23 protein-coding genes are annotated in these 24,423 nt (G+C 70.9%); 15 read left to right on the top strand and 8 right to left on the bottom strand.

All coding sequences use genetic code 11. The annotated features are described in order from the left end of the window. Window positions 1-69 precede the first annotated feature (69 nt). Window positions 70-441 carry a hypothetical protein gene (locus KF887_18045; protein QYK41249.1) on the top strand — a complete coding sequence of 124 codons (372 nt, stop codon included), beginning with the start codon at window positions 70-72 and terminating at the stop codon, window positions 439-441. Here KF887_18045 and KF887_18040 read toward each other — a convergent pair. Continuing rightward, the gene (locus KF887_18040; GenBank protein QYK43643.1) at window positions 416-1,255 is read right to left on the bottom strand and encodes a DUF817 domain-containing protein; all 840 of its coding nucleotides are present in this window, start codon (window positions 1,253-1,255) and stop codon (window positions 416-418) included. The two genes, KF887_18045 and KF887_18040, sit on opposite strands and share 26 nt — an antisense overlap. Before the next feature lie 272 nt (window positions 1,256-1,527). Between KF887_18040 and KF887_18035 the strand changes: the two genes are divergently transcribed. Further along, window positions 1,528-2,346: an MBL fold metallo-hydrolase gene (locus KF887_18035; GenBank protein ID QYK41248.1), complete on the top strand. Its 819-nt coding sequence runs from the start codon at window positions 1,528-1,530 to the stop codon at window positions 2,344-2,346. A gap of 58 nt (window positions 2,347-2,404) precedes the next feature. Further along, a complete protein-coding gene (locus KF887_18030; protein QYK41247.1) occupies window positions 2,405-3,817 on the top strand; it encodes an FAD-binding oxidoreductase in 1,413 nt (470 codons plus the stop codon). Window positions 3,818-3,820: 3 nt separating this feature from the next. Here the strand turns inward: KF887_18030 and KF887_18025 are convergent, their stop codons facing one another. Together KF887_18025 and KF887_18020 are read right to left on the bottom strand one after the other, a co-directional pair. Next, entirely contained in the window at window positions 3,821-4,591 is a 771-nt protein-coding gene (locus tag KF887_18025) for an EcsC family protein (GenBank protein QYK41246.1), read from the bottom strand. A 39-nt stretch (window positions 4,592-4,630) separates the two neighbouring features. Beyond that, the gene (locus KF887_18020) at window positions 4,631-5,119 is read right to left on the bottom strand and encodes an N-acetyltransferase (GenBank protein ID QYK41245.1); all 489 of its coding nucleotides are present in this window, start codon (window positions 5,117-5,119) and stop codon (window positions 4,631-4,633) included. A gap of 623 nt (window positions 5,120-5,742) precedes the next feature. Here KF887_18020 and KF887_18015 point away from each other — a divergent pair. The 4 genes from KF887_18015 (at window position 5,743) to KF887_18000 (ending at window position 9,881) form a co-directional block, all read left to right on the top strand. Beyond that, window positions 5,743-7,713, top strand: coding sequence for a bifunctional 2',3'-cyclic-nucleotide 2'-phosphodiesterase/3'-nucleotidase (locus KF887_18015; protein ID QYK41244.1), 1,971 nt, complete (start codon window positions 5,743-5,745; stop codon window positions 7,711-7,713). A gap of 69 nt (window positions 7,714-7,782) precedes the next feature. Further along, window positions 7,783-8,646 (top strand): S-methyl-5'-thioadenosine phosphorylase, encoded by an 864-nt coding sequence (locus KF887_18010; protein ID QYK41243.1) that lies wholly within the window; start codon window positions 7,783-7,785, stop codon window positions 8,644-8,646. Further along, window positions 8,643-9,326 (top strand): DUF2927 domain-containing protein, encoded by a 684-nt coding sequence (locus KF887_18005; GenBank protein ID QYK41242.1) that lies wholly within the window; start codon window positions 8,643-8,645, stop codon window positions 9,324-9,326. Before KF887_18010 ends, KF887_18005 begins: the two co-directional genes overlap by 4 nt. A gap of 21 nt (window positions 9,327-9,347) precedes the next feature. Continuing rightward, on the top strand, window positions 9,348-9,881 hold the full coding sequence (locus tag KF887_18000; protein QYK41241.1) for an adenine phosphoribosyltransferase: 534 nt from the start codon (window positions 9,348-9,350) through the stop codon (window positions 9,879-9,881). A gap of 152 nt (window positions 9,882-10,033) precedes the next feature. On the opposite strand, the gene KF887_17995 is transcribed toward KF887_18000, so the two are convergent. Then, window positions 10,034-10,441 carry a hypothetical protein gene (locus tag KF887_17995; GenBank protein QYK41240.1) on the bottom strand — a complete coding sequence of 136 codons (408 nt, stop codon included), beginning with the start codon at window positions 10,439-10,441 and terminating at the stop codon, window positions 10,034-10,036. A 77-nt stretch (window positions 10,442-10,518) separates the two neighbouring features. Further along, the gene (locus KF887_17990) at window positions 10,519-11,523 is read right to left on the bottom strand and encodes an alkane 1-monooxygenase (protein ID QYK43642.1); all 1,005 of its coding nucleotides are present in this window, start codon (window positions 11,521-11,523) and stop codon (window positions 10,519-10,521) included. Between the two features lie 212 nt (window positions 11,524-11,735). Between KF887_17990 and KF887_17985 the strand changes: the two genes are divergently transcribed. The 5 genes from KF887_17985 (at window position 11,736) to KF887_17965 (ending at window position 16,372) form a co-directional block, all read left to right on the top strand. Continuing rightward, on the top strand, window positions 11,736-12,404 hold the full coding sequence (locus KF887_17985; protein QYK41239.1) for a lysoplasmalogenase: 669 nt from the start codon (window positions 11,736-11,738) through the stop codon (window positions 12,402-12,404). A gap of 60 nt (window positions 12,405-12,464) precedes the next feature. Continuing rightward, window positions 12,465-13,475, top strand: a complete 1,011-nt coding sequence (gene ftsY / locus KF887_17980) for a signal recognition particle-docking protein FtsY (GenBank protein ID QYK41238.1) — start codon at window positions 12,465-12,467, stop codon at window positions 13,473-13,475. Window positions 13,476-13,524: 49 nt separating this feature from the next. Next, a complete protein-coding gene (locus KF887_17975; protein QYK41237.1) occupies window positions 13,525-14,430 on the top strand; it encodes an EamA family transporter in 906 nt (301 codons plus the stop codon). Window positions 14,431-14,436: 6 nt separating this feature from the next. Continuing rightward, a complete protein-coding gene (locus KF887_17970) occupies window positions 14,437-15,042 on the top strand; it encodes a septation protein IspZ (GenBank protein ID QYK41236.1) in 606 nt (201 codons plus the stop codon). A 73-nt stretch (window positions 15,043-15,115) separates the two neighbouring features. Then, complete coding sequence (locus KF887_17965; protein ID QYK41235.1) at window positions 15,116-16,372, top strand: aspartate kinase; 1,257 nt, start codon at window positions 15,116-15,118, stop codon at window positions 16,370-16,372. Here the strand turns inward: KF887_17965 and KF887_17960 are convergent. Next, on the bottom strand, window positions 16,369-16,779 hold the full coding sequence (locus KF887_17960; protein QYK41234.1) for a GFA family protein: 411 nt from the start codon (window positions 16,777-16,779) through the stop codon (window positions 16,369-16,371). The genes KF887_17965 and KF887_17960 overlap by 4 nt on opposite strands. Window positions 16,780-17,044: 265 nt before the next feature. On the opposite strand from KF887_17960, the gene ptsP reads away from it, so the two are divergent. Beyond that, window positions 17,045-19,288, top strand: a complete 2,244-nt coding sequence (gene ptsP / locus KF887_17955) for a phosphoenolpyruvate--protein phosphotransferase (protein ID QYK41233.1) — start codon at window positions 17,045-17,047, stop codon at window positions 19,286-19,288. Window positions 19,289-19,323: 35 nt separating this feature from the next. Here ptsP and KF887_17950 read toward each other — a convergent pair whose 3' ends face one another. Beyond that, window positions 19,324-19,968 carry a phospholipase gene (locus tag KF887_17950; GenBank protein ID QYK41232.1) on the bottom strand — a complete coding sequence of 215 codons (645 nt, stop codon included), beginning with the start codon at window positions 19,966-19,968 and terminating at the stop codon, window positions 19,324-19,326. Beyond that, window positions 19,965-20,876 carry a ring-cleaving dioxygenase gene (locus KF887_17945; protein ID QYK41231.1) on the bottom strand — a complete coding sequence of 304 codons (912 nt, stop codon included), beginning with the start codon at window positions 20,874-20,876 and terminating at the stop codon, window positions 19,965-19,967. Before KF887_17945 ends, KF887_17950 begins: the two co-directional genes overlap by 4 nt. 268 nt (window positions 20,877-21,144) lie before the next feature. On the opposite strand from KF887_17945, the gene aspS reads away from it, so the two are divergent. Both aspS and KF887_17935 read left to right on the top strand, forming a co-directional pair. Continuing rightward, the gene (gene aspS / locus KF887_17940; GenBank protein ID QYK41230.1) at window positions 21,145-22,926 is read left to right on the top strand and encodes an aspartate--tRNA ligase; all 1,782 of its coding nucleotides are present in this window, start codon (window positions 21,145-21,147) and stop codon (window positions 22,924-22,926) included. Between the two features lie 203 nt (window positions 22,927-23,129). Further along, window positions 23,130-24,413 (top strand): DUF1800 domain-containing protein, encoded by a 1,284-nt coding sequence (locus KF887_17935; GenBank protein QYK43641.1) that lies wholly within the window; start codon window positions 23,130-23,132, stop codon window positions 24,411-24,413. Window positions 24,414-24,423: the final 10 nt, after the last annotated feature.

Below are 24,423 nucleotides of genomic sequence, written 5' to 3'. Positions count from 1 at the left end.
GGCCAGAGCCGTTGCGGCCACCGGCGGCGGGGCCTAGGGTGCGTGCCGGATGCAAGGGGTTCGGGCCGGATGGGCGCGATTGCGATACAGCAGATGGCGGACCGCGTGGCCGCCTTGATGGATGAGCGCATGGGGCTGGGCGGGCAGGGCCTTGCCGCCAAGCTGAAGCGGGGCGGGCGCCGCCTGCCCCGCCGGGTGCGCGATGCCGTGGCACGGCTGGCCGAGGCGGCCGAGATGGCGCAGAACCCCAAGCTGCTGCTGCAGATCGACGAGGAGCGCGTGGCGCAGGACTATGACCTGGCGCTGAAGCACCTGATGGGGATCAGCGCCTGGGACCGCCGCATCGGGTTCCTGGGGCGGCTGGTGGTGGCGGTGCTGGTCGCGGTGATCGCGTCAGGCGCGCTGCTGGTGGCCGTCATGTCCTGGCGCGGTCTGCTGTAGGGCGCTGCCCGCCGGGCAGGGCCTGCGGGAACAGCGCCGACCGGCTGACCAGGGTCACGGTGGCGAAGGCCACATAAAGCAGCAGGTACCACGACCCGAACTTGGCCGCGCTGACCCACTGGCCCGGCATCTGCCCGGAATAAAGCCATGTGCCCGTGGCCGTGCCCACGTTCTCGGCCACCCACAGCGCCGCGGCCGACAGGCAGGCCGCAACCGGCAGCGGCATCCAGCGATCCGTCACCGAGATCCGGAACCAGATCCGGGTGCGGGCGTAGAGGATCACCGTCGCCGCGAACAGCGCCAGCCGGATGTCCGGCAGGAAGTGGTGGGCGAAGAAATTGACATAGATCGCCACCGCAAGGGCAAGCGTCAGCGGCAGCGGCGGGAACGGGGCAAAGCGCATGTCGAAGATGCGGATCACCCGCACCATGTAGCTGCCGACGGCCGCATACATGAACCCCGAGAACAGCGGAACGCCCATCAGCTTGAACAGGCCGGGTTCGGGATAGGCCCAGGATCCGGCGGACACCTTGAACCATTCCATCGCGGTGCCGGTCAGGTGGAACAGCAGGATCACCCGCGCCTCTTCCCAGGTCTCCAGCCGCAGGCGCAGGAACAGGGCCTGTGTGGCCAGTGCGATCAGGAACAGCGCGTCATAGCGGTGCAGCGCCCAGCCCGGATGCCAGACCAGTTTCGTGGCGATGATGGCCGCCAGAAGCACGCCGCCGAACAGGCAGGCCCAGCCCTGTTTCAGCACGAACATCGCAAGGTCGGCCGCCCAGGCCGGCAGCGCGCGGCGTGCCCGGTCGCCCATCCGCCGTTCAAGGCTGCGGGTGTCGCGCGGAAGGGTCATCGGCGGGGGTCTGGCGCGCGCATGCGACAGTGCTAGCGCCGATGGCCGGGGGCTGGCAACGGCCATGCGGTGCCATCCGCAGGGTGCCGCCGGACCGGGCATCCCGCCCGCCGCCCGGGCAGGGGCCGGGGCCCGGCCAGGGCCCGCCGCCCGGCACACGCGGCTGTGAAGCGCGGCCCGGCTGACGGCGGGCCCGGGCGTGCTAGCCTTCCTGCCGACAAGGGGAGGGTTCCATGATCCGTGCTGTCCTGACTGCCGCCGCCCTTGCCCTGCTGCCCGCAGGCCCCGCCGCGGCGCAGGACCGCATCCCGTCGCACTGCATCGCCCTCGCCCAGGGGCCGGAAACCCGGGTGCCCGCGGCCTTTGGCGCGCCGCTTGAGGCCGATACGGTGCGGCTGCGGTATCTGGACCATGCCAGTTTCCTGATCGAGACAGCGGGCGGGCTGACGGCGGTGACCGACTATACCGGCTATGTCGGCCGCAACCCGCTGGTGCCCGACATCGTGACCATGAACAACGCCCACAGCACGCATTGGACGCCCTATCCCGACCCCGGAATCCGCCATGTGCTGCGTGGCTGGGGCGATGGCGAGGGGCCGGCCGAGCACCGGCTGGACCTGGGCGAGATGCTGGTGCGCAACGTGCCGACGGACGTGCGCGGCTGGGGCGAGGGCATGGTGCGCGCCGATGGCAACTCGATCTTCATCTTCGAGGTTGCGGGCCTGTGCATCGGGCATCTGGGGCACCTGCACCACATTCCCGACGATGCGCAGTTCGCCGCCGTGGGGCGGCTGGACGTGGTGATGGTACCGGTCGACGGCGGCTATACGCTGGACCTGCCGTCGATGGTGCAGGTGGTCCAGCGGTTCCGGTCGTCGGTGGTGGTGCCGATGCACTGGTTCTCGGAGGCGTCGCTGGAGCGGTTCCTGCAGCGGATGGAGGCCGAGTTCGACGTGGTGCGGCTTGACCAGCCGGACATCGAGCTTGGCCTGCGCAAGCTGCCGTCGCGCCCCACGATCCTGGCGCTGCAACCGGCCTGGCTGGACGACTGACCCTTGGCCCCGGCCCGTGTTCGGGGCCATATGGCATCCCGATGCAACGAGGATGCCCATGGCCGCCCCCGCCAGCCCCGAATTCCTGTCTGCCCTGGCCGCGCGCCTGCCGCCCGGGACGCTGCGTTCGCCCGAACCCCGCCATCTGTCCGAGCCGCGCGGGCGCTGGCAGGGGCAGGGCGCCGCGGTGGCCTGCCCCGCCGGCGTCGCCGAGGTGGCGGCGATCCTGGCGGCGGCGCATGCCGTCGGGGTGGGGGTGGTGCCCTGGGGCGGGGGCACCGGCCTGGTGGGCGGGCAGGTGGCCCCGGACGGTCCGGTGCCGCTGATCCTGTCGACCGAGCGGATGGCGGCAATCCGGGCGGTCCATCCGGCGGAGAACGTGATCCTTGCCGAGGCGGGCGCGACGCTGGCCGCCGTGCAGGCGGCGGCCGAGGCCGCGGGCCGGATCTATCCGCTGTCGCTGGCCTCCGAGGGGACGGCGACGGTGGGCGGAACGCTGGCGACCAATGCCGGCGGCACCGGCGTGCTGCGCTATGGCAATGCGCGCGACCTGTGCCTGGGGATCGAGGCGGTGATGGCGGATGGCACGGTGTGGCACGGGTTGCGGCGCCTGCGGAAGGACAACACCGGCTATGACCTGCGGAACCTGCTGATCGGTTCCGAGGGGACGCTGGCGGTGATCACCGCGGCAAGCCTGCGGATGTTCCCGCCCCCGGCGGGGCGGGCGGTGGCGATGATCGCGGTTCCCTCGCCCGCCGCCGCGCTGCGCCTGCTGCATCTGGCGGGGGAGCGGCTGCCGGGGCTGGTGTCGGCTTTCGAGCTGATCGCGCGGGCGGGGTTCGACTTTCTGGCCGAGACCATGCCGGGCCTGCGCGCGCCGTTCGACGTGGCGCCGGAATGGACGGTGCTGCTGGAACTGGGCCTGCCCGCCGGGATGGACCCGGTCGAGACGATGGGGATGCTGCACGCCGATGCCGAGGAGCAGGGGCTGGCGGGCGCGGCGGTGATGGCGATGTCCGAGGCGCAGGCCGACCACCTGTGGCAGCTGCGCGAGTCGATCCCCGAGGCGAACCGCCGCATCGGCGCGGTGTCGAGCCACGACATCGCGCTGCCGCTGTCCGAGGTGCCGGGCTTCATCGAGTCGGCGGGGGCGGCCCTTGCCGCGATCGCGCCCTTCAGGATCAACTGTTTCGGCCACCTGGGCGACGGCAACCTGCATTACAACATCTTCCCCCCCGGCGGCGGCGCGCGGGCCGCTCATGACGGGCAGCGGGGACGGGTGGCGCGGCTGGTGCATGACATGGTGCATGCGCGCGGCGGGTCGGTCAGCGCGGAGCACGGCATCGGGCGGATGAAGGTGGACGACCTTGAACGCTATGGCGATCCGGTCAAGCTGGCGGCGATGCGGGCGGTCAAGGCGGCGCTTGACCCGCGCGGGATCCTGAACCCCGGCGCGGTCCTGAAGGGCTGAGCGTCAGGCGCGGCGCAGCCGGGGCGGGGTGGTGGCCTGCGCGAAATCACCCAGCACCCGCCCCGCGCCATGGATCTCGGCCAGGCGCAGCAGGCCGAAGCGGACATGGGCGAGATCGCGGTAGGACCGCAGGAACGCGGTGTTCAGCGCCGCCCCGGTCACCGCTCCCAGAACCGGCACCGCCTGTGCGGCCAGCTTCCGTGTCAGCACGGCGGCCAGCCCGGGGGCCAGGGTGGCGATCAGCTTGTGCATCGCGGGGCCGGTCAGCGTCAGGCGGGCACCGATCAGGGCGGTGTTGATCCCGTCATCGCTGGCCAGCGGGCTGCCCTGAGCCATGACGCGCAGCGCCTCGGCACGGATGCCGGGATCGTCGGGGTCGAATCCCAGGGCCGCGGCCTCGCGCAGAATGGCGTGCAGGATCAAGGTGATGGTCAGCGGCAGCTCGGCAATCGCGGTGGCGATGCCGCCGGCGCCGCCGGCCGCCCCGGTCAGCGCCGCCAGGACCGGGGCGCCCGCAGGGCCGGTGCGGGGGGCGTGGCGGCCGAGTTGCGCGACCATGACGGCGCGGGACAGCGCGGCCAGCGTCGCGGTCTCGATACGGTCGCGCCAGACCGGCGGCAGGTTGGACAGCTGATCCTCGACCTGTCCGCCCAGCCGGTTCATCAGTGCCATCACCGGGCCGTTCGCGCGCCGGTAGCGCGCGGCAAGGCGCGCGATCTCGGGGGCGGGATCGGGGCGCGCGGCGGGCAGGGCAGTGGCGGCGGGCGTGTCCATGTCAAGGATATGGGGGCGCCGCGCCGTGGTGCAAGCGGGTCAGGCGCGGGCCTTTTCCACCGGTCCGCGCACCCCGTTCCAGGCGCCGGGGCGCAGCGCAAGGCCCAGCACGCGGTCGGGGTTGGTGGGCGGCGGCATCACAACATCTGGCAGTTTGACAAAGCCGAACCGCCCGTAATAGGGGGCGTCGCCCACCAGCATCACCCGTTCCCAGCCCAGCCTGCGCGCCTCGGCCAGGCTTTCAAGGATCAGCAGCCCCCCCAGACCCTCGCCCTGCCGGGTGGGGTGGACGGCCACCGGCCCGAGCAGCAGGACATCCTGCCCGCCGACCTCGGCCGGCCAGTAGCGGATGGCGGCGGCGAGGGTGCCGGTGTCGTCGCGCAGGGTCAGGCAGAGGGGGGCCACGGTGGCCACGCCGTCGCGCAGCCGGTAGGACGACAGCGCGGTGCGGCCGGGGGCGAAGCAGAGGTCGTAGAGCGCCTCGACCTCCCACCAGTCGTCCTCGGTTTCCTCTTCCAGCTGGTACACTTGGCGGGCCTGCGGCGTTGCGGAGGGGTGTCGGGGGCGCGGGTAGCACGGGGCGGGGGCGGGGGCAAACGGGCTGCGCGAACTGCCGCGCAAGGGATTGCGGGCGCTGGATTAATTCCGCCGGATGCGGGCTGGAGCCGGTATGGCGGGCGTCCCGCCGGCGTCTGGCTTGCGTATGGCATCCGTCCCGACAGGGCGCGCGCAGCGGGCCGTCAACCTGCAACGCGAATCGGGGCAGGCTGCGCCGGAACCGCCCCGCCCCGGCGTTCCGCCGCGGGGTCGGCGAGGGATGCGGCCGCGTTCCGGAGGGTCAGGGCGATGCCGGGGCCGACCCGGGCCGGAACCCCGCGAGGGTCGTGCCGGATGCGTGCCGGGTTGCCACGCCTGCGGGCACGGACGCCGCGCCGGGGACAGGGCGGCGGGTCGGCCCGACACGCCGACCCGGCCCACGCGGGGCCGGGCGGTCCCTGCGGGGGCAGGGGCCGGGCAGGCGGCGGGTTTTGGCGCAGCCGGACAGACCGCGCTGGGGAACCGCCGCAGGCCTGTTACGCTGGCGCCGTAGCAGCATGACATCCGCCGAGTCGCGCCGGGCGCGGCAGGCCCCCAGCCCGCAGGAGATGCCGATGACCCTTGCCCTGACCCGCCGCCGCCTTCTGACCTCGGCCGCCGCCGCCGGGGGCCTTGTGATGCTGCATCCCTTCGCGGCGCGCGCTGCCGCCGGGCAGTCACATCTGCGCATCCTGGCCACAACCGACCTGCATTGCCACGTGCATCCCTATGACTATTACGCCGACAAGCCCAACGACACGATGGGCCTGGCGCGCACCGCCGACCTGATCGCGCAGATCCGGGCCGAGGCGGGCAACGTGATCACCGTGGACAACGGCGACTATCTGCAGGGCAACCCGATGGGCGACTACATCGCCTACAAGCGCGGCATGGCCGAAGGCGACCTGCATCCGGTGATCGCGGGCATGAACGCGGTGGGATATGACGCGGGGACGCTGGGGAACCACGAGTTCAACTATGGCGTCGATTTCCTGGACCGGGTGAACGCGCGGGCCGAGTTTCCGGTGGTCTGCGCGAATTTCGCGCGGGCGCTGGGCGCCACCCCGCGCGAGGACCGGCTGTACCTGCCGCCCTATGTCATCCTGGAGCGCGAGCTGACGGATGGCGCGGGGGCGCGGCATCCGGTGCGGATCGGGGTGATCGGCTTCGTGCCGCCGCAGGTCATGCTGTGGGACCGTTCGCATCTGGAAGGCCGGTTCGCGGTGCGCGGCATCCTGGAGGCGGCACGCGCCTGGGTGCCGCAGATGCGCGAGGACGGCGCGGATGTGGTGGTGGCGCTGTCGCATTCGGGGATCGATGCGGGCCCGGCCGAGGAGATGATGGAGAACGCCGCGCTGCACCTTGCCGGGGTCGAGAGGATCGACGCGGTGGTGACGGGGCACCACCACCGGGTCTGGCCGTCGAAGGACTTCGCGGGCGAGGGCATCGACATGGAAAAGGGCACGCTGATGGGCAAGCCCGCGACGATGCCGGGGTTCTGGGGATCGCATATGGGGCTGATCGACCTGATGCTGGAGAAGGACGGCGCGGGCTGGCGGATCACCGCCGCCGAAAGCAGCGCGCGCCCGATCTTCCAGAGGCAGGAGGACCGGTCGATCAAGGCGCTGGCCACGGATTTCGCCCCGGCCATCGCCGCCACCGCCGCCGTGCATGACGAGACGCTGGCCTATGTGCGGGCCGAGGTGGGGCAGACCTCGGCCCCGCTCTACAGCTATTTCGCGCTGGTGGCCGATGACCCGTCGGTGCAGATCGTCAGCCTTGCGCAGGTCTGGTACACCGCCGCGCTGCTGAAGGGGACCCCGCACGAGGGGCTGCCCATCCTGTCGGCGGCGGCGCCGTTCAAGGCGGGCGGGCGCGGCGGGCCGGATTATTACACCGACGTGCCGGCGGGACCGATTGCCATCAAGAACGTGGCGGACCTGTATCTTTACCCCAACACGCTGCAGGCGGTGCGGATCAGCGGGGCGCAGCTGAAGGACTGGCTGGAGCGGTCGGCGGGCATCTTCAACCGGATCGAGCCGGGGGTGGCGGACCAGATCCTGCTGAACCCGGCGTTCCCGTCCTACAATTTCGACGTGATCGACGGCGTGACCTATCGGATCGACGTGACGCAGCCGTCGAAATACGACGCCGAGGGCGGGCTGGCGGATGCGGCGGCGAGCCGCATCGTGGACCTGACCTGGAACGGTGCGCCGGTCGATCCGGCGGCCGAGTTCGTGGTGGCGTCGAACAACTACCGGGCGGGCGGTGGCGGAAGGTTCCCGGGCGCGGACGGATCGACCGTGATCCTGCGCGCGCCCGATACCAACCGCGATGCGCTGGTGCGCTATATCGTCGATCAGGGCACGATCGCGCCGGCCGCCGATGCCAACTGGGGCTTTGCGCCGGCGGGCGGGGCGACGGTGCTGTTCGACACCGGGCCCAAGGCGGCGGCCTGGCTGCCCGAAGTGCAGGCACGCGGGCTGAAGATCGAGGCGGCAGGCGAGGGCGAGGGCGGGTTCGCGCGGTTCCGCATCACCCTGTAACGCGCGCGGCTGTTGAAGCGCGGGCCGGGGCCGCCTAATCTGCCCCGGCTGCGCAACCGGAGGGCCGCGATGCAGACCATGATCGGGGTGATCGGCGGCTCGGGTCTTTACGACATCGCGGGGCTGGAAGGCGCGTCCTGGGTAGAGGTGGACACGCCCTGGGGCAAACCCTCGGACGAGGTGCTGGTGGGCCGGATCGCGGGGGTGCCGATGGCGTTCCTGCCGCGCCACGGGCGGGGCCATGTGCATGCGCCGACCTCGGTGCCCTATCGGGCCAATATCGACGCGCTGAAGCGGATGGGCTGCACCGACGTGCTGTCGGTCTCGGCCGTGGGCAGCCTGCGCGAGGACTATGCGCCGGGCGATTTCGTGCTGGTCGACCAGTACATCGACCGGACCTTCGCACGCGAGAAATCGTTCTTCGGGCCGGGCTGCGTGGCGCATGTGAGCGTGGCGCATCCGACCTGCCCGCGCCTGTCCGACGCCTGCGCGGCAGCGGCCCCGGCGGGGGTGCGGCTGCACCGGGGGGCAACCTATCTGGCGATGGAGGGGCCGCAGTTTTCGACGCTGGCCGAAAGCCGCCTGTACCGGCAGTGGGGGGCCGACGTGATCGGCATGACCGGAATGCCCGAGGCAAAGCTCGCCCGCGAGGCCGAGCTTTGCTATGCCTGCGTGGCGATGGTGACCGACTATGACTGCTGGCACGACAGCCACGGCGCGGTGGATGTGGCGCAGGTGATCGCGGTGCTGGGGGCCAATGCCGCCGCGGCGCGGGGGCTGGTCGCGGCCCTGCCCGGGGTGCTGGGGGCCGACCGGGTGCCCTGCCCGCATGGCTGCGACCGCGCGCTGGACCATGCGGTGATGACCGCGCCCGCGGCGCGCGATCCGGCGGTTCTGGCGCGGCTGGATGCGGTGGCGGGGCGCGTGCTGTGAGGGCGCGCGGGTTTGTGGCGCTGATGCTTGCGCTGGTGCTGGGGGCGGTGCCGCCGGCATGGGCCGAGACGCTGGTGCGACTGGACCAGCAGGTTTCGGACACCGATTTCCACCGTGCGGTGGCCTGCGCGGCATCGCCGGGGGGCAAGTGCCGCGACCCGTGGGTGGCCTGGGGGCGGCGCACGCGGATGGACCTGCGGGTGGCCCTGATGCCGCCCGATCCGGGCTATCCCGCGGCCATCGGCCGTATCGTCGAGACGTCGGTGGACGCCGCGATTGCCGAGATCAACGGCACTGGGGCGGGGCTGCGGCTGCGGCGGGTCGCGCCGGGCGAGCGGCCGCATATCCGCATCATGCGCAGCCGGTTGCGCGAGGGCGAGCGCACGCGCGATGTGCCGGGCTTCCCCGACGGGATCGCCATCGGGGTGGGGCAGTTCCAGATCTGGTGGAACGGCGACCGGGTGCTGGAGCGCGCGGCGATCCTGATCTCGTCCGACATCCGGGCGGGAGAGGTCCGGTCGGTGGTGCTGGAGGAGATCGTGCAGAGCCTGGGCCTGTGGCATGACGTGGAGGGCGCCGGATATTCGGAGCTGTCCATCTTCGACGACAATTCGAATGGCGTGACCTGGCTTCGGGGGCAGGACCGCGCGATCCTGCGGCTGCACTATCCGCCGCGCTGACCCTGCAAGGAACCCAAGGCCGTGACCAGGACCGTCAAGGACTATATCCGCACCATCGTGGATTTCCCGCATGAGGGAATCCTGTTCCGCGATGTCACGACGCTGTTCGCCGACCCGCGCGGGTTCCGGATGGCGGTGGATCAGCTGCTGGCCCCCTATGCCGGGCGGCGCATCGACAAGGTGGCGGGGCTGGAGGCGCGCGGATTCATCCTGGGCGGGGCGGTCGCGCACCAGCTGAGCTGCGGTTTCGTGCCGATCCGCAAGAAGGGGAAGCTGCCGGGTGCCACGATCTCGCAGGGCTATACGCTGGAATATGGCGAGGCGGTGATGGAGGTGCATGCCGATGCGATGGCGCCGGGCGAGACGGTGCTGCTGGTCGATGACCTGCTGGCCACCGGCGGCACGGCCGAGGCGGGCATCAACCTGATCGAGCGGCTGGGCGCGCAGGTGACGGGATGCGCCTTTGTCGTGGACCTGCCCGACCTGGGCGGGCGCAAGCGGCTGGCCGGGCTGGGCATGGAGGTGCATGCGCTGTGCGCCTTCGAGGGGCTCTAGGCGAAAAGGGTTAAGCGGTGTTCACCAGTTGGTAAGGGAATCACCCTAAGCCTGAGCGGGCCGGGCAACCGGCGTGCTGCTTGCAAAAGCACGTGACCCACCCAACCCCAGCCCCGCCGGTTCACCCCGGCGGGGTTTCTGCCGGGCGGAGGTCAGGCCCCCACGTCCGGACCGGCGCAGATCAGCGGCCCATCGCTTTCGGCCACCACCGACAGTTCGGCGCCCTGCGGATCGCCGGTGAAGCGCGCGGTCAGCCCGCCTGCCCGCTGGTGGAACAGCCAGCATTGCGGCGTCGGATCATAGGTGTAGACGAAGCAGATCTCGGGGCCCTGGGGATACCATGTGCCCTCGCGGCATTCGTCGCCGCGGAATGCCCAGAGCACGCGGCGCCCCGGGCGGTATTCCTCGATCCCGTAGATCTCGCCGCCCAGGGCATAGGTCAGGGTGCGGCCGGTGGTCAGCGCCTCGAACTGCTCGGCGGTCAGGGGGGCGTCGGCGGCGCCCGATGCCGCCGGGGCGAGTGTCAGGGCAAGGGCGAGGGCCGTCAGGCTGCGGCGCATGGAGGTCTCCGTCGCGGGTCGGTCAGGGGTGTCGCCACCCTGCCAAGACCGGGGCGGGTGCGCCAGTCACGCCTTTGTCAGCCCCGCCAGCGCGCCACATGCGGCGCCATCATCCGCCGCCAGACCGGCGGGACAAGCGCCACGACGCAGCAGACCGGCAGGGCATGGGGCAGGCGCGGCGCATCGTCCGGCCCGGGCAGGCGCAGCGCGGGGAAGGGGCGGGCGGGATGGGCGTGGTGATCGGAATGGCGGGGCGCGTTCAGCATCATTGCCCCGGTGAACCAGTGCGGCGCGTTCCAGGAATGCCGGTCGCCGACCGGTTCGAGGCGCCCGTCCGGGCCTGCCCGGCGCTGCAATCCGTAGTGCTGGACATAGTCGGACAGCAGAAGCTGGCTTTGCGCATGCAGGGCAAGGCCGGCCCAGGCGGCCAGCCCCCAGCCCCCCGCCAGCAGGACCGCGAGCCCCGCCGCCGCCGCCGTGCCCGCAAGATACCAGGCGTAGGGGTGCAGGCCGCGCGGGCGCGCGGCCTCGGCCCGGCGACCCTCGCGGAACGATCCGGCCCAGGCGCGCAGGAAGAACCGGTAATAGCCCTCGCCGGGGCGCGCGGTGTTCGGGTCGGCCCGGCTGGCGGCGTGGCGATGGTGGACCAGGCGATGCGCGCTGGCATGGTGGCCGAAGCCGAGGCTGGCATAGACCGCGGCGCCGAGCCGGAACAGCCGCCGGTCGCCCCGGTGGATCAACTCATGCGCCGCCGGATTCGCGACCTGGCCGAACCACAGGCCGAAGGCCGCGAACAGCGTCGCGCGTTCCCATCCGGCCAGCCCGCTGGCGCCCGCCACGGCATGAACCGCCAGCGGAAGTGCCAGCAGGTGAAGCAGGCCGATGGCGACAAGCAGCGGGTCCGCGGCGGGAAACTCGGACCCCTCGGGGGCGTCGGGCAGCACCCAGGGAACGAACCGGTCCATCGCCGCCGCGAACAGGGTGATCCATGCCAGACCGGCCACGGCCCAGGCCCCGCCCGCCATGGCGCCCATCGCCATCAGGCCAAGCGGCAGCAGCGCGGCGGCGGCGAAAAGCGCCATGGCGGGGACCGGGAAGGGGGGGCGCGGGGCGGGCGTGTCGGACATGCGGGGGGTATAGCACGGCGGCGGGGCATGGGGCAGGGCGCAGGCGCGCGACAATCGCGCGCTGCCGGTGCCGGGCGGGAACCGGCGGGCCGACCGGTGGCCGGACGCGGTTTCCAGCGGCGTGGCGATGGCATAGCCTGCCGCCTGCCGCCCGACCGGAGCCGCCGATGCCCCTTGCCGCCCTTGCCGCCGCCGTCCTTGCCGCCCTCTACCAGATCCGCTTTGCCGGGTCGGAGGCGAGCGGGGCGCTGCGGTCGGTCGTCAAGACGCTGGCCGTGGCGCTGCTGGCGCTGGCCGCCTGGTGGGGCGGGGCGGTCTGGACGGTGACGCTGGGCCTTGCGCTGGGGGCGCTGGGGGATCTGGCGCTGTCGCGGCCCGGTGAGCGGTGGTTCCTGGCGGGCATGGCGGCCTTTACGGCGGGGCATCTGGCCTATGTCGTGGCCTTTGCCGGGGTGGCGGCGGGTGGCGGCCTGCCGCTGCCGCCGGTCCCGCCCGCGCTTGCGCTGGTCATCCTGGCGCTGTCCACCGAGGTCTGGCTGGCGCCGCGCGCCGGGGCGCTGCGCTGGCCGGTGCGCGGCTATGTGGTGGTGATCGTGCTGATGGGCCTGGCGGCCATGGTGCTGCCGGAGGTGCCGGGCAGGGGCTGGCTGATGGCCGGGGCTGCGTCCTTCATCCTGTCGGACGTGATCCTTTCGCTGCAGATCTTCGTGCTGACCGGTGCTGCGGCGCGGCGGGCGGCGGGGCTGGCGCTGTGGCCGCCCTACTGGGGCGGGCAGGCGATGATCCTTGCCGGGGCGCTGGCGGCGGGTGGCGCGGGCGCATTCATCGGGCGCTGAACCCTTCCCCTTGCGCCGCCCAGGAGTTAGGTGAAGGGGGAACCGGCCCCGGGGGCAAGCATGTCGTTCTTCAAGAAACTCCGCGACCGGATGTTCCGGTCTTCCGACAAGATCGCGGGCGGGCTGGATGCGCTGGTGGCGGAAGCCCCGGCGCCGCAGGCCGGGGCGACGAAACCGGCGGCGCCGAAGGCGGGGCTGATCGACCGCCTGATCGGACGGGCCGAGGCGGACGAGCCGCGCCGCCTGCTGGACGATGCGATGCTGGAAAGCCTGGAAGAGCTGCTGATCGAGGCGGACATGGGCGTGGACACCGCATTGCGCGTGACGGCGAACATCGCGCAGGGCCGGATGGGGCGGCGCGTCACCGCGGGCGAGTTGCGCCAGGCCCTGGCCGATGAGATCGCGCGGATCATGGAACCGGTGGCGCGGCCGCTGCCGATCTATCCCCGGCGTCCGCAGGTGGTGCTGGTGGTGGGGGTGAACGGGTCGGGCAAGACCACGACCATCGGCAAGCTGGCCAGCCAGTTCCGGGCCGCCGGGAAATCGGTGGTGATCGCGGCGGGCGACACGTTCCGCGCGGCGGCGGTGGAGCAGCTGCAGGTCTGGGGACAGCGGGCCGGCGTTCCGGTGCTGACCGCGCCCGAGGGGTCGGACCCGGCCAGCCTGGCCTTCGATGCCATGACCCGGGCCGAGGCGACGGGTGCCGACCTTCTGCTGATCGACACGGCGGGGCGGTTGCAGAACCGCGCCGACCTGATGGAGGAACTGGCCAAGATCGTGCGTGTCATCCGCAAGAAGGACCCCGACGCGCCGCACAACACCCTTCTGGTGCTGGATGCGACGACCGGCCAGAACGCGCTGAGCCAGGTGGAGATCTTCCGCAAGCTGGCGGATGTGTCGGGGCTGGTGATGACCAAGCTGGACGGCACCGCCAAGGGCGGCGTGCTGGTGGCGCTGGCCGACCGGTTCGGCCTGCCGATCCACGCGATCGGGGTGGGCGAGCAGATCGACGACCTTGCCCCCTTCGATCCGGCCGATTTCGCCCGGGCGCTGGTGGGGCTGGACGGGTGATGCGCGGCAGCCGCCATGGCAGCGGCGCGGCGCGGCCGGGGCCTGCGGCGTGACCGACTGGCTGATCTCGATCGAGGGGACGCCCGAGGGCGCGCGGCTTGCGCTGGCGCTGGCGCTGATGTCGGCCTGCGCGCATGCGGTGTTCGGAGCGTTGCAGAAGGGGCGGCATGACCCCTGGATCACCCGGGGGTCGATCGACATCTGGATCGCGGTCTACGCCGCGCCGGTGGCGCTGTTCCTGGTGCCCTGGCCGCAGGGGTTCGAATGGCTGGTGCTGGCAGGCTGCCTGGCGATCCACTTTGCCTACAAGCTGACCATGGCGCTGGCCTATGAGCGCGCGGCCTTCACCGTGGTCTATCCGGTGGTGCGCGGGACCGGACCGCTGGCCACGCTGGCCTTTGCGGCGGTGTTCCTGTCGGAGCGCTATGGCGCGCTGCAATGGGCGGGGGTGGCGGTGCTGTCGGCGTCGATCCTGGCGCTGGCGGCGGTGAACCTGCGCGGCGTCACGGTGGGCCGCGGGCCGATCCGCGCGGGGCTGGCCTGGGCGCTGGCGGGCGGCCTGCTGGTGGCGCTGTACACGACCTACGATGCCTGGGGCATCCGGCTGACACCCGATCCGTTCACCTTCCTTGCGTGGTTCTTCCTGATCACGGCGCTGGACTTTCCGATCCTCTGTGCCTGGCGCCTGTGGCGGGGGATCGGGCCCGCGCTGCCCGCGCCCGGCCCGCTTCTGATGCGGGGGGCGATCGGGGGGCTGGTGGCCTTTGTGTCCTTCGGGGGGGTGATGCTGGCGACGCGGCTGGGCAAGGTGGGCGAGGTTGCGGCGCTGCGCGAAACCTCTACCTTGTTCGCGGCGCTGATCGGCTGGGTGGTTCTGGGCGAGAAGGTGGGCCCGGTGCGGGCGATGCTGATGGCCGGCGTGGCAGCGGGCGCGGTGATGGTGCAGGCGGGATAGGCGACGATGGAAAAGAAAATCAGCCCGGGTCTGAAGATGGCGCTGGAACTGGGGCCGATTGCCGCGTTCTTCGCGGGCTACCTGATGCTGCGCGACACCACGTTCACCGTGGCGGGCACCGACTATGACGGGTTCATCGCGGTCACGGCCGCGTTCATCCCGCTGATGGTGCTGACCACCGGCATCCTGTGGCGGCTGACCGGCAAGCTGTCGAAGATGCAGGTGGCGACGGTGGTGCTGGTCGTGCTGTTCGGCGGGCTGTCGGTCTGGCTGAATGACGACCGGTTCTTCAAGATGAAGCCCACGATGATCTATCTGCTGTTCGCGGGCATCCTGGGCTTCGGGCTGCTGCGCGGGCAGTCCTATCTGCGGCTGGTGATGGAAGAGGCGCTGCCGATGCAGCCCGAGGGCTGGATGATCCTGACGCGGCGCCTTGCCGCCTTTTTTGCCGGGCTGGCCCTGGCGAACGAGGCGGTCTGGCGGCTGATGTCGACCGATGCATGGGTGAACTTCAAGACCTTCGGGCTGACCGCCGCGCTGTTCCTGTTCTTCATCGCGCAGGGCGGCCTGTTCAAGCGCTACGGGATCGAGACGGACGAGCCGAAGGGCTGACGGCGCCCCCCTTGTGCCCCGGCGGCGGCCCGCATAAAGACACGCCCGACTTCGGGGACGTGCGGGGGGAACCATGCCGCTTCTGGTGATGAAATTCGGCGGCACCTCGGTGGCCGACCTGTCCCGCATCCGGAACGCCGCCCAGAAGGTGAAGCGCGAGGTCGAGCGCGGCTATGACGTGATCGTCATCGTCAGCGCCATGTCGGGCAAGACGAACGAACTGGTCGGCTGGGTGGAACAGACGTCGCCGCTGTTCGACGCGCGGGAATACGATGCGGTCGTGTCCTCGGGCGAGAACGTGACGGCCGGTCTGATGGCCCTGACGCTGCAGGAAATGGACGTGCCCGCGCGGTCGTGGCAGGGCTGGCAGGTGCCGATCCTGACCACCTCGGCGCATTCCGCCGCGCGGTTCATCGACATCCCGCGCGCCAACATCGACGCGAAATTCGCCGAGGGGTTCAAGGTGGCGGTGGTCGCCGGGTTCCAGGGCGTCAGCCCGGAGGGCCGCATCACCACGCTGGGCCGTGGCGGCAGCGATACCACGGCGGTGGCCTTTGCCGCCGCCTTCGCGGCGGAACGCTGCGACATCTATACCGATGTCGATGGCGTCTATACCACCGACCCGCGCATCAGCCCCAAGGCGCGCAAGCTGGAGAAGATCGCCTTCGAGGAAATGCTGGAACTGGCCTCGCTGGGGGCCAAGGTGCTGCAGACCCGGTCGGTCGAACTGGCGATGCGCTACAAGGTGCGGCTGCGCGTGCTGTCGTCGTTCGAGGACACCGACGACAACTCCGGAACCCTGGTCTGCGACGAGGAGGACATCATGGAATCGAAGGTCGTATCGGGCGTGGCCTATAGCCGCGACGAGGCGAAGATGACCCTGGTCACGGTCGAGGACCGGCCGGGCGTGGCGGCGGCGATCTTCGGGCCGCTGGCCGATGCGGGTGTGAACGTGGACATGATCGTCCAGAACATCAGCGAAAAGAACTATGGCACCCATACCGGCGCGGTGACCGACATGACCTTCTCGGTCCCGGTCAACCAGGTGGCGCGGGCGCAGAAGGCGATGGAGGAGGCGCGCGCCGCCGGGCGCATCGCCTATGACGATCTGGTGGTCGATACCGATGTGGCCAAGGTGTCGGTGGTGGGTATCGGCATGCGCAGCCAGGTGGGCGTGGCGGCGCGGATGTTTTCGGCCCTCGCGGCCGAGAACGTGAACATCAAGGTCATCGCCACGTCCGAGATCAAGATTTCGGTGCTGATCGACCGGAAATACATGGAACTGGCGGTGCAGGCGCTGCACGACGCGTTCGACCTGGACAAGGCCTAGGGGCCGGGCTCCGCCTGGTCCTCGCGCCGCCCGCCCCCCTCGCGGTCGCGCACATACTGGCGGGCGCCGGGCACGGGCGGCAGCCATGACTCGCGCCGGATGGTCCACAGTTCATAGGTCGGCCGGAACGCATCGGGCGCGTCGAAGGCCCCGAGGTTCACGCCGATCTCGTCGTCGAAATGCGCATAGACGGGCGATCCGCAACGCGGGCAGAAGTGCCGCCCGGAGTAGTCGGCCGTCTGGCCCGTGACCGTCACGGCCTCTTGCGGGAAGATGGCCGAGGCATGGAACAGCGCGCCGTGGTTCTTGCGGCAGTCGAGGCAATGGCAAAGCCCGACGCGATAGGGGCGGCCGCGGGTGACAAGGCGGACCGCGCCGCAAAGACAGCCGCCGGTGGTTTCGTCCATGCCCCCGCCCCCTCCCGATGCCCCTTCCCGATCGCATGCGGCAGCCTATCGACCCGCGCGCCCTGCGTCCATGGCGCGGGTGCGGGCCCCGCCCGCCGGTCGCCCGAACCTGCCGGCCGGTCGTGGCGCCATCCGCGCCGCGCCGCCGGGTGCTGCCCCGATTTTCGGCAGACTGCCCCCATTGGCCTGCCCGCGCGCGCGTCGCCCCTCGCCAAGAACCCGCCGCTTTCCTATAGAGGTGCAAACGAGGGAGCGGCGGACCGCGATGCCGGAACGGACCGAAAGCGAAAGCCGCAAGCTGTTGCGCCGTCTGCGCGACAGTCTGGCGCTGCCCGGCAAGGGGCAGGACCGGCTGGACCGCATCGTCCGGCTGATCGCGGATTCGATGGGCACCGAGGTGTGTTCGATCTACCTGTTCCGCGACCCCGAGACGCTGGAACTGTGCGCGACGCAGGGCTTGAAGAAGGAAGCCGTCCACCAGACCCGGATGCGGCTGGGCGAGGGGCTGGTGGGCCGGGTCGCCCGCAGCGCGGCACCGGTGAACACTGCCGACGCACCCGCCGAAAAGGGCTTCCGCTTCATGCCCGAGACGGGCGAGGAAATCTATTCCAGCTTTCTGGGTGTGCCGATCCAGCGGGTCGGAGAGCGGCTGGGGGTTCTGGTCGTCCAGTCGAAGGAGGCGCGCACCTATTCGGACGACGAGGTCTATGCCATCGAGGTCGTGGCGATGGTGCTGGCCGAGATGACCGAGCTTGGCGCCTTTGCGGGCGACGAGGGCGGCATGAAGGCGCTGCACCGCCAGCCGGTGATGTTCCGCGGCACCGTCGGGCAGGAGGGCAGCGCCGAAGGCCGCGTGTGGCTGCACGAACCGCGCGTGGTGGTCACGAACCCCGTGGCCGACGACCCGCTGACCGAGATCGAGCGCATCCGCGAGGCGGTCGGGCAGCTGCGCGTGTCGGTCGATGACCTTCTGTCGGTCGAGAGCCTGGACAAGGACCAGAAGCAGGTCCTGGAAGCCTATCGCATGTTCGCCAATTCGCGCGGATGGCTGCGCCGGATGGAAGAGGACATCGCGCTTGGCCTGTCGGCCGAGGCGGCGGTGGAAAAGGAACAGTCGGCCACCCGCGCGCGGCTGGAACAGGTGCCCGATGCCTATCTGCGCGACCGCCTTCACGATCTGGACGACCTGTCGAACCGCCTGCTGCGGATCCTGACCGGGCAGGGCCAGAACACCGGGGCCGAGATGCCCGACGATCCGGTGCTGGTGGCACGCAACATCGGGCCCGCGGAACTGCTGGAATACGGACGCAAGCTGCGCGGCGTGGTGCTGCAGGAAGGATCGGTCGGCAGCCATGCGGCGATCGTGGCGCGGGCCCTGGCGATTCCGCTGGTGATCCACGCCGACCGCATCACGCAGGAGGCGCTGAACGGCGACGCGATCCTGGTGGACGGCGACCAGGGGATCGTGCACCTGCGCCCCGAGGATACGGTGGCCAATGCCTTCCGCGACAAGATGGCGATGCAGGCCGAGGCGCAGAAGCGCTATGCGGGCCTGCGCGACCTGCCCGCCACCGCACGCTGCGGCACCACGGTGGCGCTGCACATGAACGCGGGGCTGATGGCCGACCTGCCCAGTCTGGAGGGGTCGGGCGCCGAGGGCGTCGGGCTGTTCCGCACCGAGTTGCAGTTCCTGGTGCGCAGCCAGATGCCGAAGCGCGACGAGCTTGCCCGGCTCTATGCCCGGGTGATGGATGCGGCGCGCGGGCGCCGGGTGGCGTTCCGAACGCTGGACATCGGGTCGGACAAGGTGCTGCCCTACATGAAGCCGCAGGATGAACCCAACCCCGCGATGGGCTGGCGCGCGATCCGTGTGGGTCTGGACAAGCCCGGTGTCCTGCGGATGCAGGCGCAGGCGCTGATCCGCGCGGCGGCCGGGCGGCCCCTGGCCATCATGTTCCCCTTCGTCACCGAACAGGCCGAGTTCACGGCGGCGCGGGGGCATGTGATGGCCCAGCTTGACCGCGAGGTGCGCATGGGCACGCCGGCGCCCGCCCGGCTGGACATCGGCGCGATGCTGGAGACCCCGAGCCTCGCCTATGCCCCGCGCGCCTTCTTCCAGATGGCCGATTTCGTGTCGGTGGGCGGCAACGACCTGAAGCAGTTCTTCTTTGCCGCCGACCGCGAGAACGAGCGCGTGCGCCGCCGCTATGACGTGCTGAACGCGTCGTTCCTGACGTTCCTTGAAACCGTCGTCGCCCGCTGCGCCGAGGCGGGCACGCCGCTGTCGTTCTGCGGCGAGGATGCGGGGCGGCCGGTCGAGGCCGCGTGCTTCGCCGCCATCGGGTTCCGCACGCTGTCGATGCGGCCCGCCTCGATCGGGCCGGTCAAGGCGCTGCTGCGCCGGATCAGCCTGGCCGACCTGCGCAGCGCCATCGTCGAGGCCCGCGCGGCGGGCGCAGAAAGCGTCCGCAGCGCGGTGATGGACTATCTGTCGGGCGTGCCGGGCTGACGCCCGGAGGGGTCACGCGCGATCGCCCGGAGGGGTCACGCGCGATTGAGCGCACCGCGCAGCGCCGCGATGTCATCCTGCGTGATGCCGTGGCCGGCGCCATGGTGGACGCGGGTTTCCACCCGGGCGCCCATCGCCGACAGGGTGGCCGCGCTGTCCTGCACGCGTTTCAGGGGGATGTGCGGATCGCGTTCGTGCACCGACATCCAGACCCGCGCGCCATCGCGTCTGCCGGGATAGGCCAGCACCTTGTCGGCATGGTCATGGAGCGCGGGCAGCGGCGGGCCGGTGTCGGCGGTGCCGACCAGCCCGCCGGAAAGTCCGAACACCCCCGCCAGTCCCTGACCCGACCGCGCGAAGCTTTCCAGTGCCAGGCAGGCCCCCTGCGAGAACCCCAGAAGCCACAGCCGGTCGCGGGCGATCCCCTCGGCCTCCAGCCGGTCGAGGGCCGTGGCGACGGCCGCGATCCCCCGCGCCAGGAACGGCTCCATCTGCGCGGCGGGCGCGAGGAACGAACTGGGCCACCAGCTGTTGCCCTGCGCCTCGGGGGCGATGGCGGCGATGTCGGGCAGGCCCGCGTGGTCCAGCAGCGACAGGATATCGGCGCCCGACCCGCCGCGGCCGTGCAACATCACGACCCCAGCGGTGGCGCGGGCGGCCGGGGCGCCCGCGCGGATCATGCGGGCACCCGCAGGTCGGGCAGGACGCGCTCGATCCGGGCGCGGGCCGCCTCGTATTTCGGGGGCAGCATCAAGCCCTTTCCCAGCCTGTCCACAGGTTCGTCCACGGCGAATCCCGGCGGGTCCGTGGCAATTTCGAACAGAACGCCCCCCGGCTCGCGGAAGTAGATCGCGTTGAAGTACTGCCGGTCGATGACCGGTGTGGTGGGGTGTCCGGCCGTGGCTAGGCGGTCCTGCCAGCCGTGCTGCTCGTCCTGCGTGCGGGCGCGGAAGGCGATGTGGTGGATCGTTCCGGCGCCCGGACGCCCGGCCGCGGCGGCATCGCGGCGGATCACGTCGATCACCCGCGCCTCGGCGTCGCCGGGGGCCGCCAGACGGATGCGTTCGGTGCCGTCGCGGGTTTCGCTGCCCGCGACCTGATAGCCCATCACATCGGTCAGAAGGCGGATCGTCGGGTCGGGGTTGCGTTCCCACAGCGTCACGGAATGGAAGCCGTGGGTGTCGGGGGCACCGGCCGTCTCGACCAGTTCCACAGGCAGGCCGTCAGGCGCGGTCAGCGTGATCACGCGGTCCCCGAACCGTTCCGACGGACCTGCGAAATCGACCGCGCGCAGCGCGAGATCCTCCATCAGCGCATCGAACCCGTCCTTCGGCACCGCATAGGCCACGGCCGAGGCCATGCCCGGCCCCGCCCGCCCCGGCCCCGCGTCGGCGAAGGGAAAGAACGTCAGGATCGTGCCGGGGCGGCCGGTGCGGTCGCCGTAGTACAGGTGATAGGTGTCGGGCGCGTCGAAGTTCACGGTCTTCTTCACCAGGCGCTGACGCAGCGTGCCGGTGTAGAAATCGACGTTGTCCTGCGCGCTGCCGGATATGGCGGTGACGTGGTGCAGGCCGGGAATGGCGGTCATGGCATGTCTCCCTTCAGGGTGGGCGCGATCGCCCGTTGCGATGCAAGATGGGGAACGGATGACGCCGTGTCACCCCGCACAGCCGCGCCATCTTGGTGCGCCAGTGAACAGCGGGCGGAATGTGGCGCAGGGGCGAACCTGTCAGTGGCGGCGGCCGGCCGCGCCGTCCCGGCAGCGCCGGCCGGTGTCGGGCTTGACTTCGGCGGGGCCGCGCGGTGTATCGGCGCGGTTACGCCCAACGCGCCCCGCGCCCCGGAAAGGTCCGCCCATGCACGCCTATCGCAGCCACACCTGCGCCGCCCTGAACACATCGCATGTGGGGCAGGAGGTCAGGCTGTCCGGCTGGGTTCACCGCGTGCGCGATCACGGCGGGGTGCTGTTCATCGACCTGCGCGACCACTACGGCATCACCCAGGTGCTGGCCGACAGCGACAGCCCGGCCTTTGCCGCGCTGGAAACGGTGCGGGCCGAATGGGTGATCCGGGTCGATGGCCGGGTCAAGGCGCGTGACGCGGCGCTGGTGAACCCGAAGATTCCGACCGGCGAGATCGAGGTCTATGTCACCGGGATGGCGGTGCTGGGGGCCGCCGACGAGCTGCCGATGCCGGTGTTCGGCGAGGTCGACTATCCCGAGGAGACGCGGCTGACCTATCGCTTCCTCGACCTGCGCCGCGAAAAGCTGCATGCCAACATGATGCTGCGGTCGAACGTGGTGCGGTCGATCCGCAACCGCATGTGGGACCAGGGCTTTACCGAATTCCAGACGCCGATCATCACCGCGTCCTCGCCCGAGGGCGCGCGCGACTTCCTTGTCCCCTCGCGCCTGCATCCGGGCAAGTTCTATGCCCTGCCGCAGGCCCCGCAGCAGTTCAAGCAATTGATCATGGTCGCGGGGTTCGACCGCTATTTCCAGATCGCGCCCTGTTTCCGCGATGAGGACCCCCGCGCCGACCGCAGCCCCACCGATTTCTACCAGCTTGACGTCGAGATGTCCTTTGTCGAGCAGGAGGATGTCTTTGCCGCCGTGCAGCCGGTGATCCAGGGCCTGTTCGAGGAGTTCGGCGGCGGCCGCACCGTGCATTCTGACTGGCCGCGCATCGCCTATCGCGACGCGCTGAAATGGTATGGGTCGGACAAGCCCGACCTGCGCAACCCGATCCGGATGCAGGACGTGTCGGACCACTTCCGCGGCTCGGGCTTTGCGATCTTCGCGAAACTGCTGGAGCAGGAAGGCAACGAGGTCCGCGCCATCCCCGCCCCCACCGGCGGCAGCCGCAAGTTCGCCGACCGGATGAACGCCTTTGCCCAGAAGGAAGGGCTGCCGGGGATGGGCTATATCTTCTGGCGCCAGGCCGAGGACGGGTCGGGCACCGAGGCCGCTGGCCCCATCGCAAAAGCCCTCGGTCCCGAACGCACTGAAGCAATCCGCCAGCAACTCGGCCTCGGCCTCGGGGACGCGGCCTTTTTCCTCGGCGGCAAGCCCGAGGTGTTCGAGCCCGTGGCGGGCCGGGCGCGCAACGAGATCGGCCGCGAACTGGGGCTGTCGGAAACCGATACCTTCCGCTTTGCCTGGATCGTCGATTTCCCGATGTATGAAAAGACCGACGAGGGAGGGATCGACTTTTCGCACAACCCCTTCTCGATGCCGCAGGGCGGGCTTGACGCGCTGATGGGCGACCCGCTGAAGGTGCATGCCTACCAGTATGACCTTGCCTGCAACGGATACGAGTTGATCAGTGGCGGCATCCGCAACCACAAGCCCGAGATCATGTTCAAGGCGTTCGAACTTGCCGGATACCCGGCGTCCGAGGTCGAGAAGCGGTTCGGCGGCATGGTCAAGGCCTTCCGCTACGGCGCGCCCCCGCACGGCGGCTGCGCCATGGGGATCGACCGCGCCGTGATGCTGCTGGCCGATGAGGCGAACATCCGCGAGGTCATCATGTTCCCGATGAACCAGCGGGCCGAGGACCTGCTGATGGGCGCGCCCAGCGAGCCCACCAACGAACAGCTGCGTGACCTGCGGCTGCGGGTTGTGCCCAAGGACGCCTGAGCGGGCGTCTGCCCACCGGGCGACGGAAACCCGCGCATTGCGCGTAAAGGTGAGGTGCGGGGGGCGGCGGGCACATGCTAGCCTGCCCCCGCCGCAACCCTTGGAACCCGGACGCCGCCATGCTGACACGCCGCGACATCGCCGCCCTGCGCTTCGGAACCGGATTGCCGCTGCCGCCGGATGCGGCCGACGATCCGGGGGCCATGCTGGCACTGCTGGCCGGCCCCGATGCCACCGCCACCGCCATACCTGCCCCCCGGGGCCCCGAGGTCTTTCCGGCCATCGTCGCCACCTTCGCGGCGCGCCGCGCCCGGCGCGACGCGATCCGGGCCGGAACGCCCGAGGGTGACGAACTGCGCGAAACGGCCGCCGTGGTGCGCGGCCTGGCGATCCGGGCGGCGCGGGCGCGGATGGCGCGCGCGCTCGACGCGACCGACGGTTTCCGCGAACGGCTGGTCCGGTTCTGGGCGGACCACTTTACCGTGCGCCCGCGCGTCGGCCCCGACCAGCCGCTGCCCGGCGTGCTGATCGAGGATGCGATCCGCCCCAACCTGACCGGACGCTTCGCCGACCTTCTGACGGCGGTGACCATGCATCCCGCGATGCTCAGCTACCTCGACCAGGTGGGGTCGATGGGGCCGAACTCGCCCATGGGCAAGCAGCGCAAGCGCGGCCTGAACGAGAACCTGGCGCGCGAACTGATCGAACTGCACACGCTGGGCGTGGGTGCGGCCTACACGCAGGCCGACATCCGCCAACTGGCCGAGCTGCTGACCGGGCTGGGGGTCGACAGCGAAACGGGCACCGTGTTCCGCCGCAACTGGGCCGAACCCGGACCCGAGACGGTGCTGGGCAAGACCTATGGCGACAACGGGATCGAGCCGATCCGCGACGTCCTGAACGATCTGGCCCTGCACCCCGAGACGGCGGCGCATATCGGCCGCAAGCTGGCCGTGCATTTCGTGTCGGACACGCCCGACCCGGGGATCGCCGCGACGATCGGGCGGGCCTTTGCCGATACCGGCGGTGATCTGATGGCGGTCTATGGCGCGCTTCTGGATCATCCGGCGGCCTGGGCCCCGGAACTGGGCAAGACGCGCCAGCCCTACGACCTGGTTCTGGCCAGCCTGCGCGTGCTGGGCGTCACCGGCGCCCAGGTTCTGGAGATGCCGGAAAAGACCTTCCGCCACCACCTTCTGTCGCCGATGTCGGCGATGGGCCAGCCGTGGCAGAGGCCGCGCGGCCCCGATGGCTGGCCCGAGGAGGCCGAAGCCTGGATCACCCCGCAGCTTCTGGCGGCCCGTATCGCCTTTGCCATGGAAACCCCGCGAAAGCTGGTGCCCGACCTGCCCGAACCGGTGGTGCTGGCGCGGACGGCGCTGGGGCCGCTGGCGGACGGCCGGTTGCTCTGGGCGGTGGAGCGGGCCGAGACACGACCCGAAGCGGTGGGGCTGGTGCTGGCCTCGCCGATGTTCAACCGGCGTTAAGGGGCAAGGA

It is taken from the genome of Paracoccaceae bacterium, assembly GCA_019454225.1.
Lineage (GTDB): Bacteria > Pseudomonadota > Alphaproteobacteria > Rhodobacterales > Rhodobacteraceae.
Note: the sequence above shows the minus strand (reverse complement) of the source record. Positions and strands in the feature narration are given on the sequence as shown.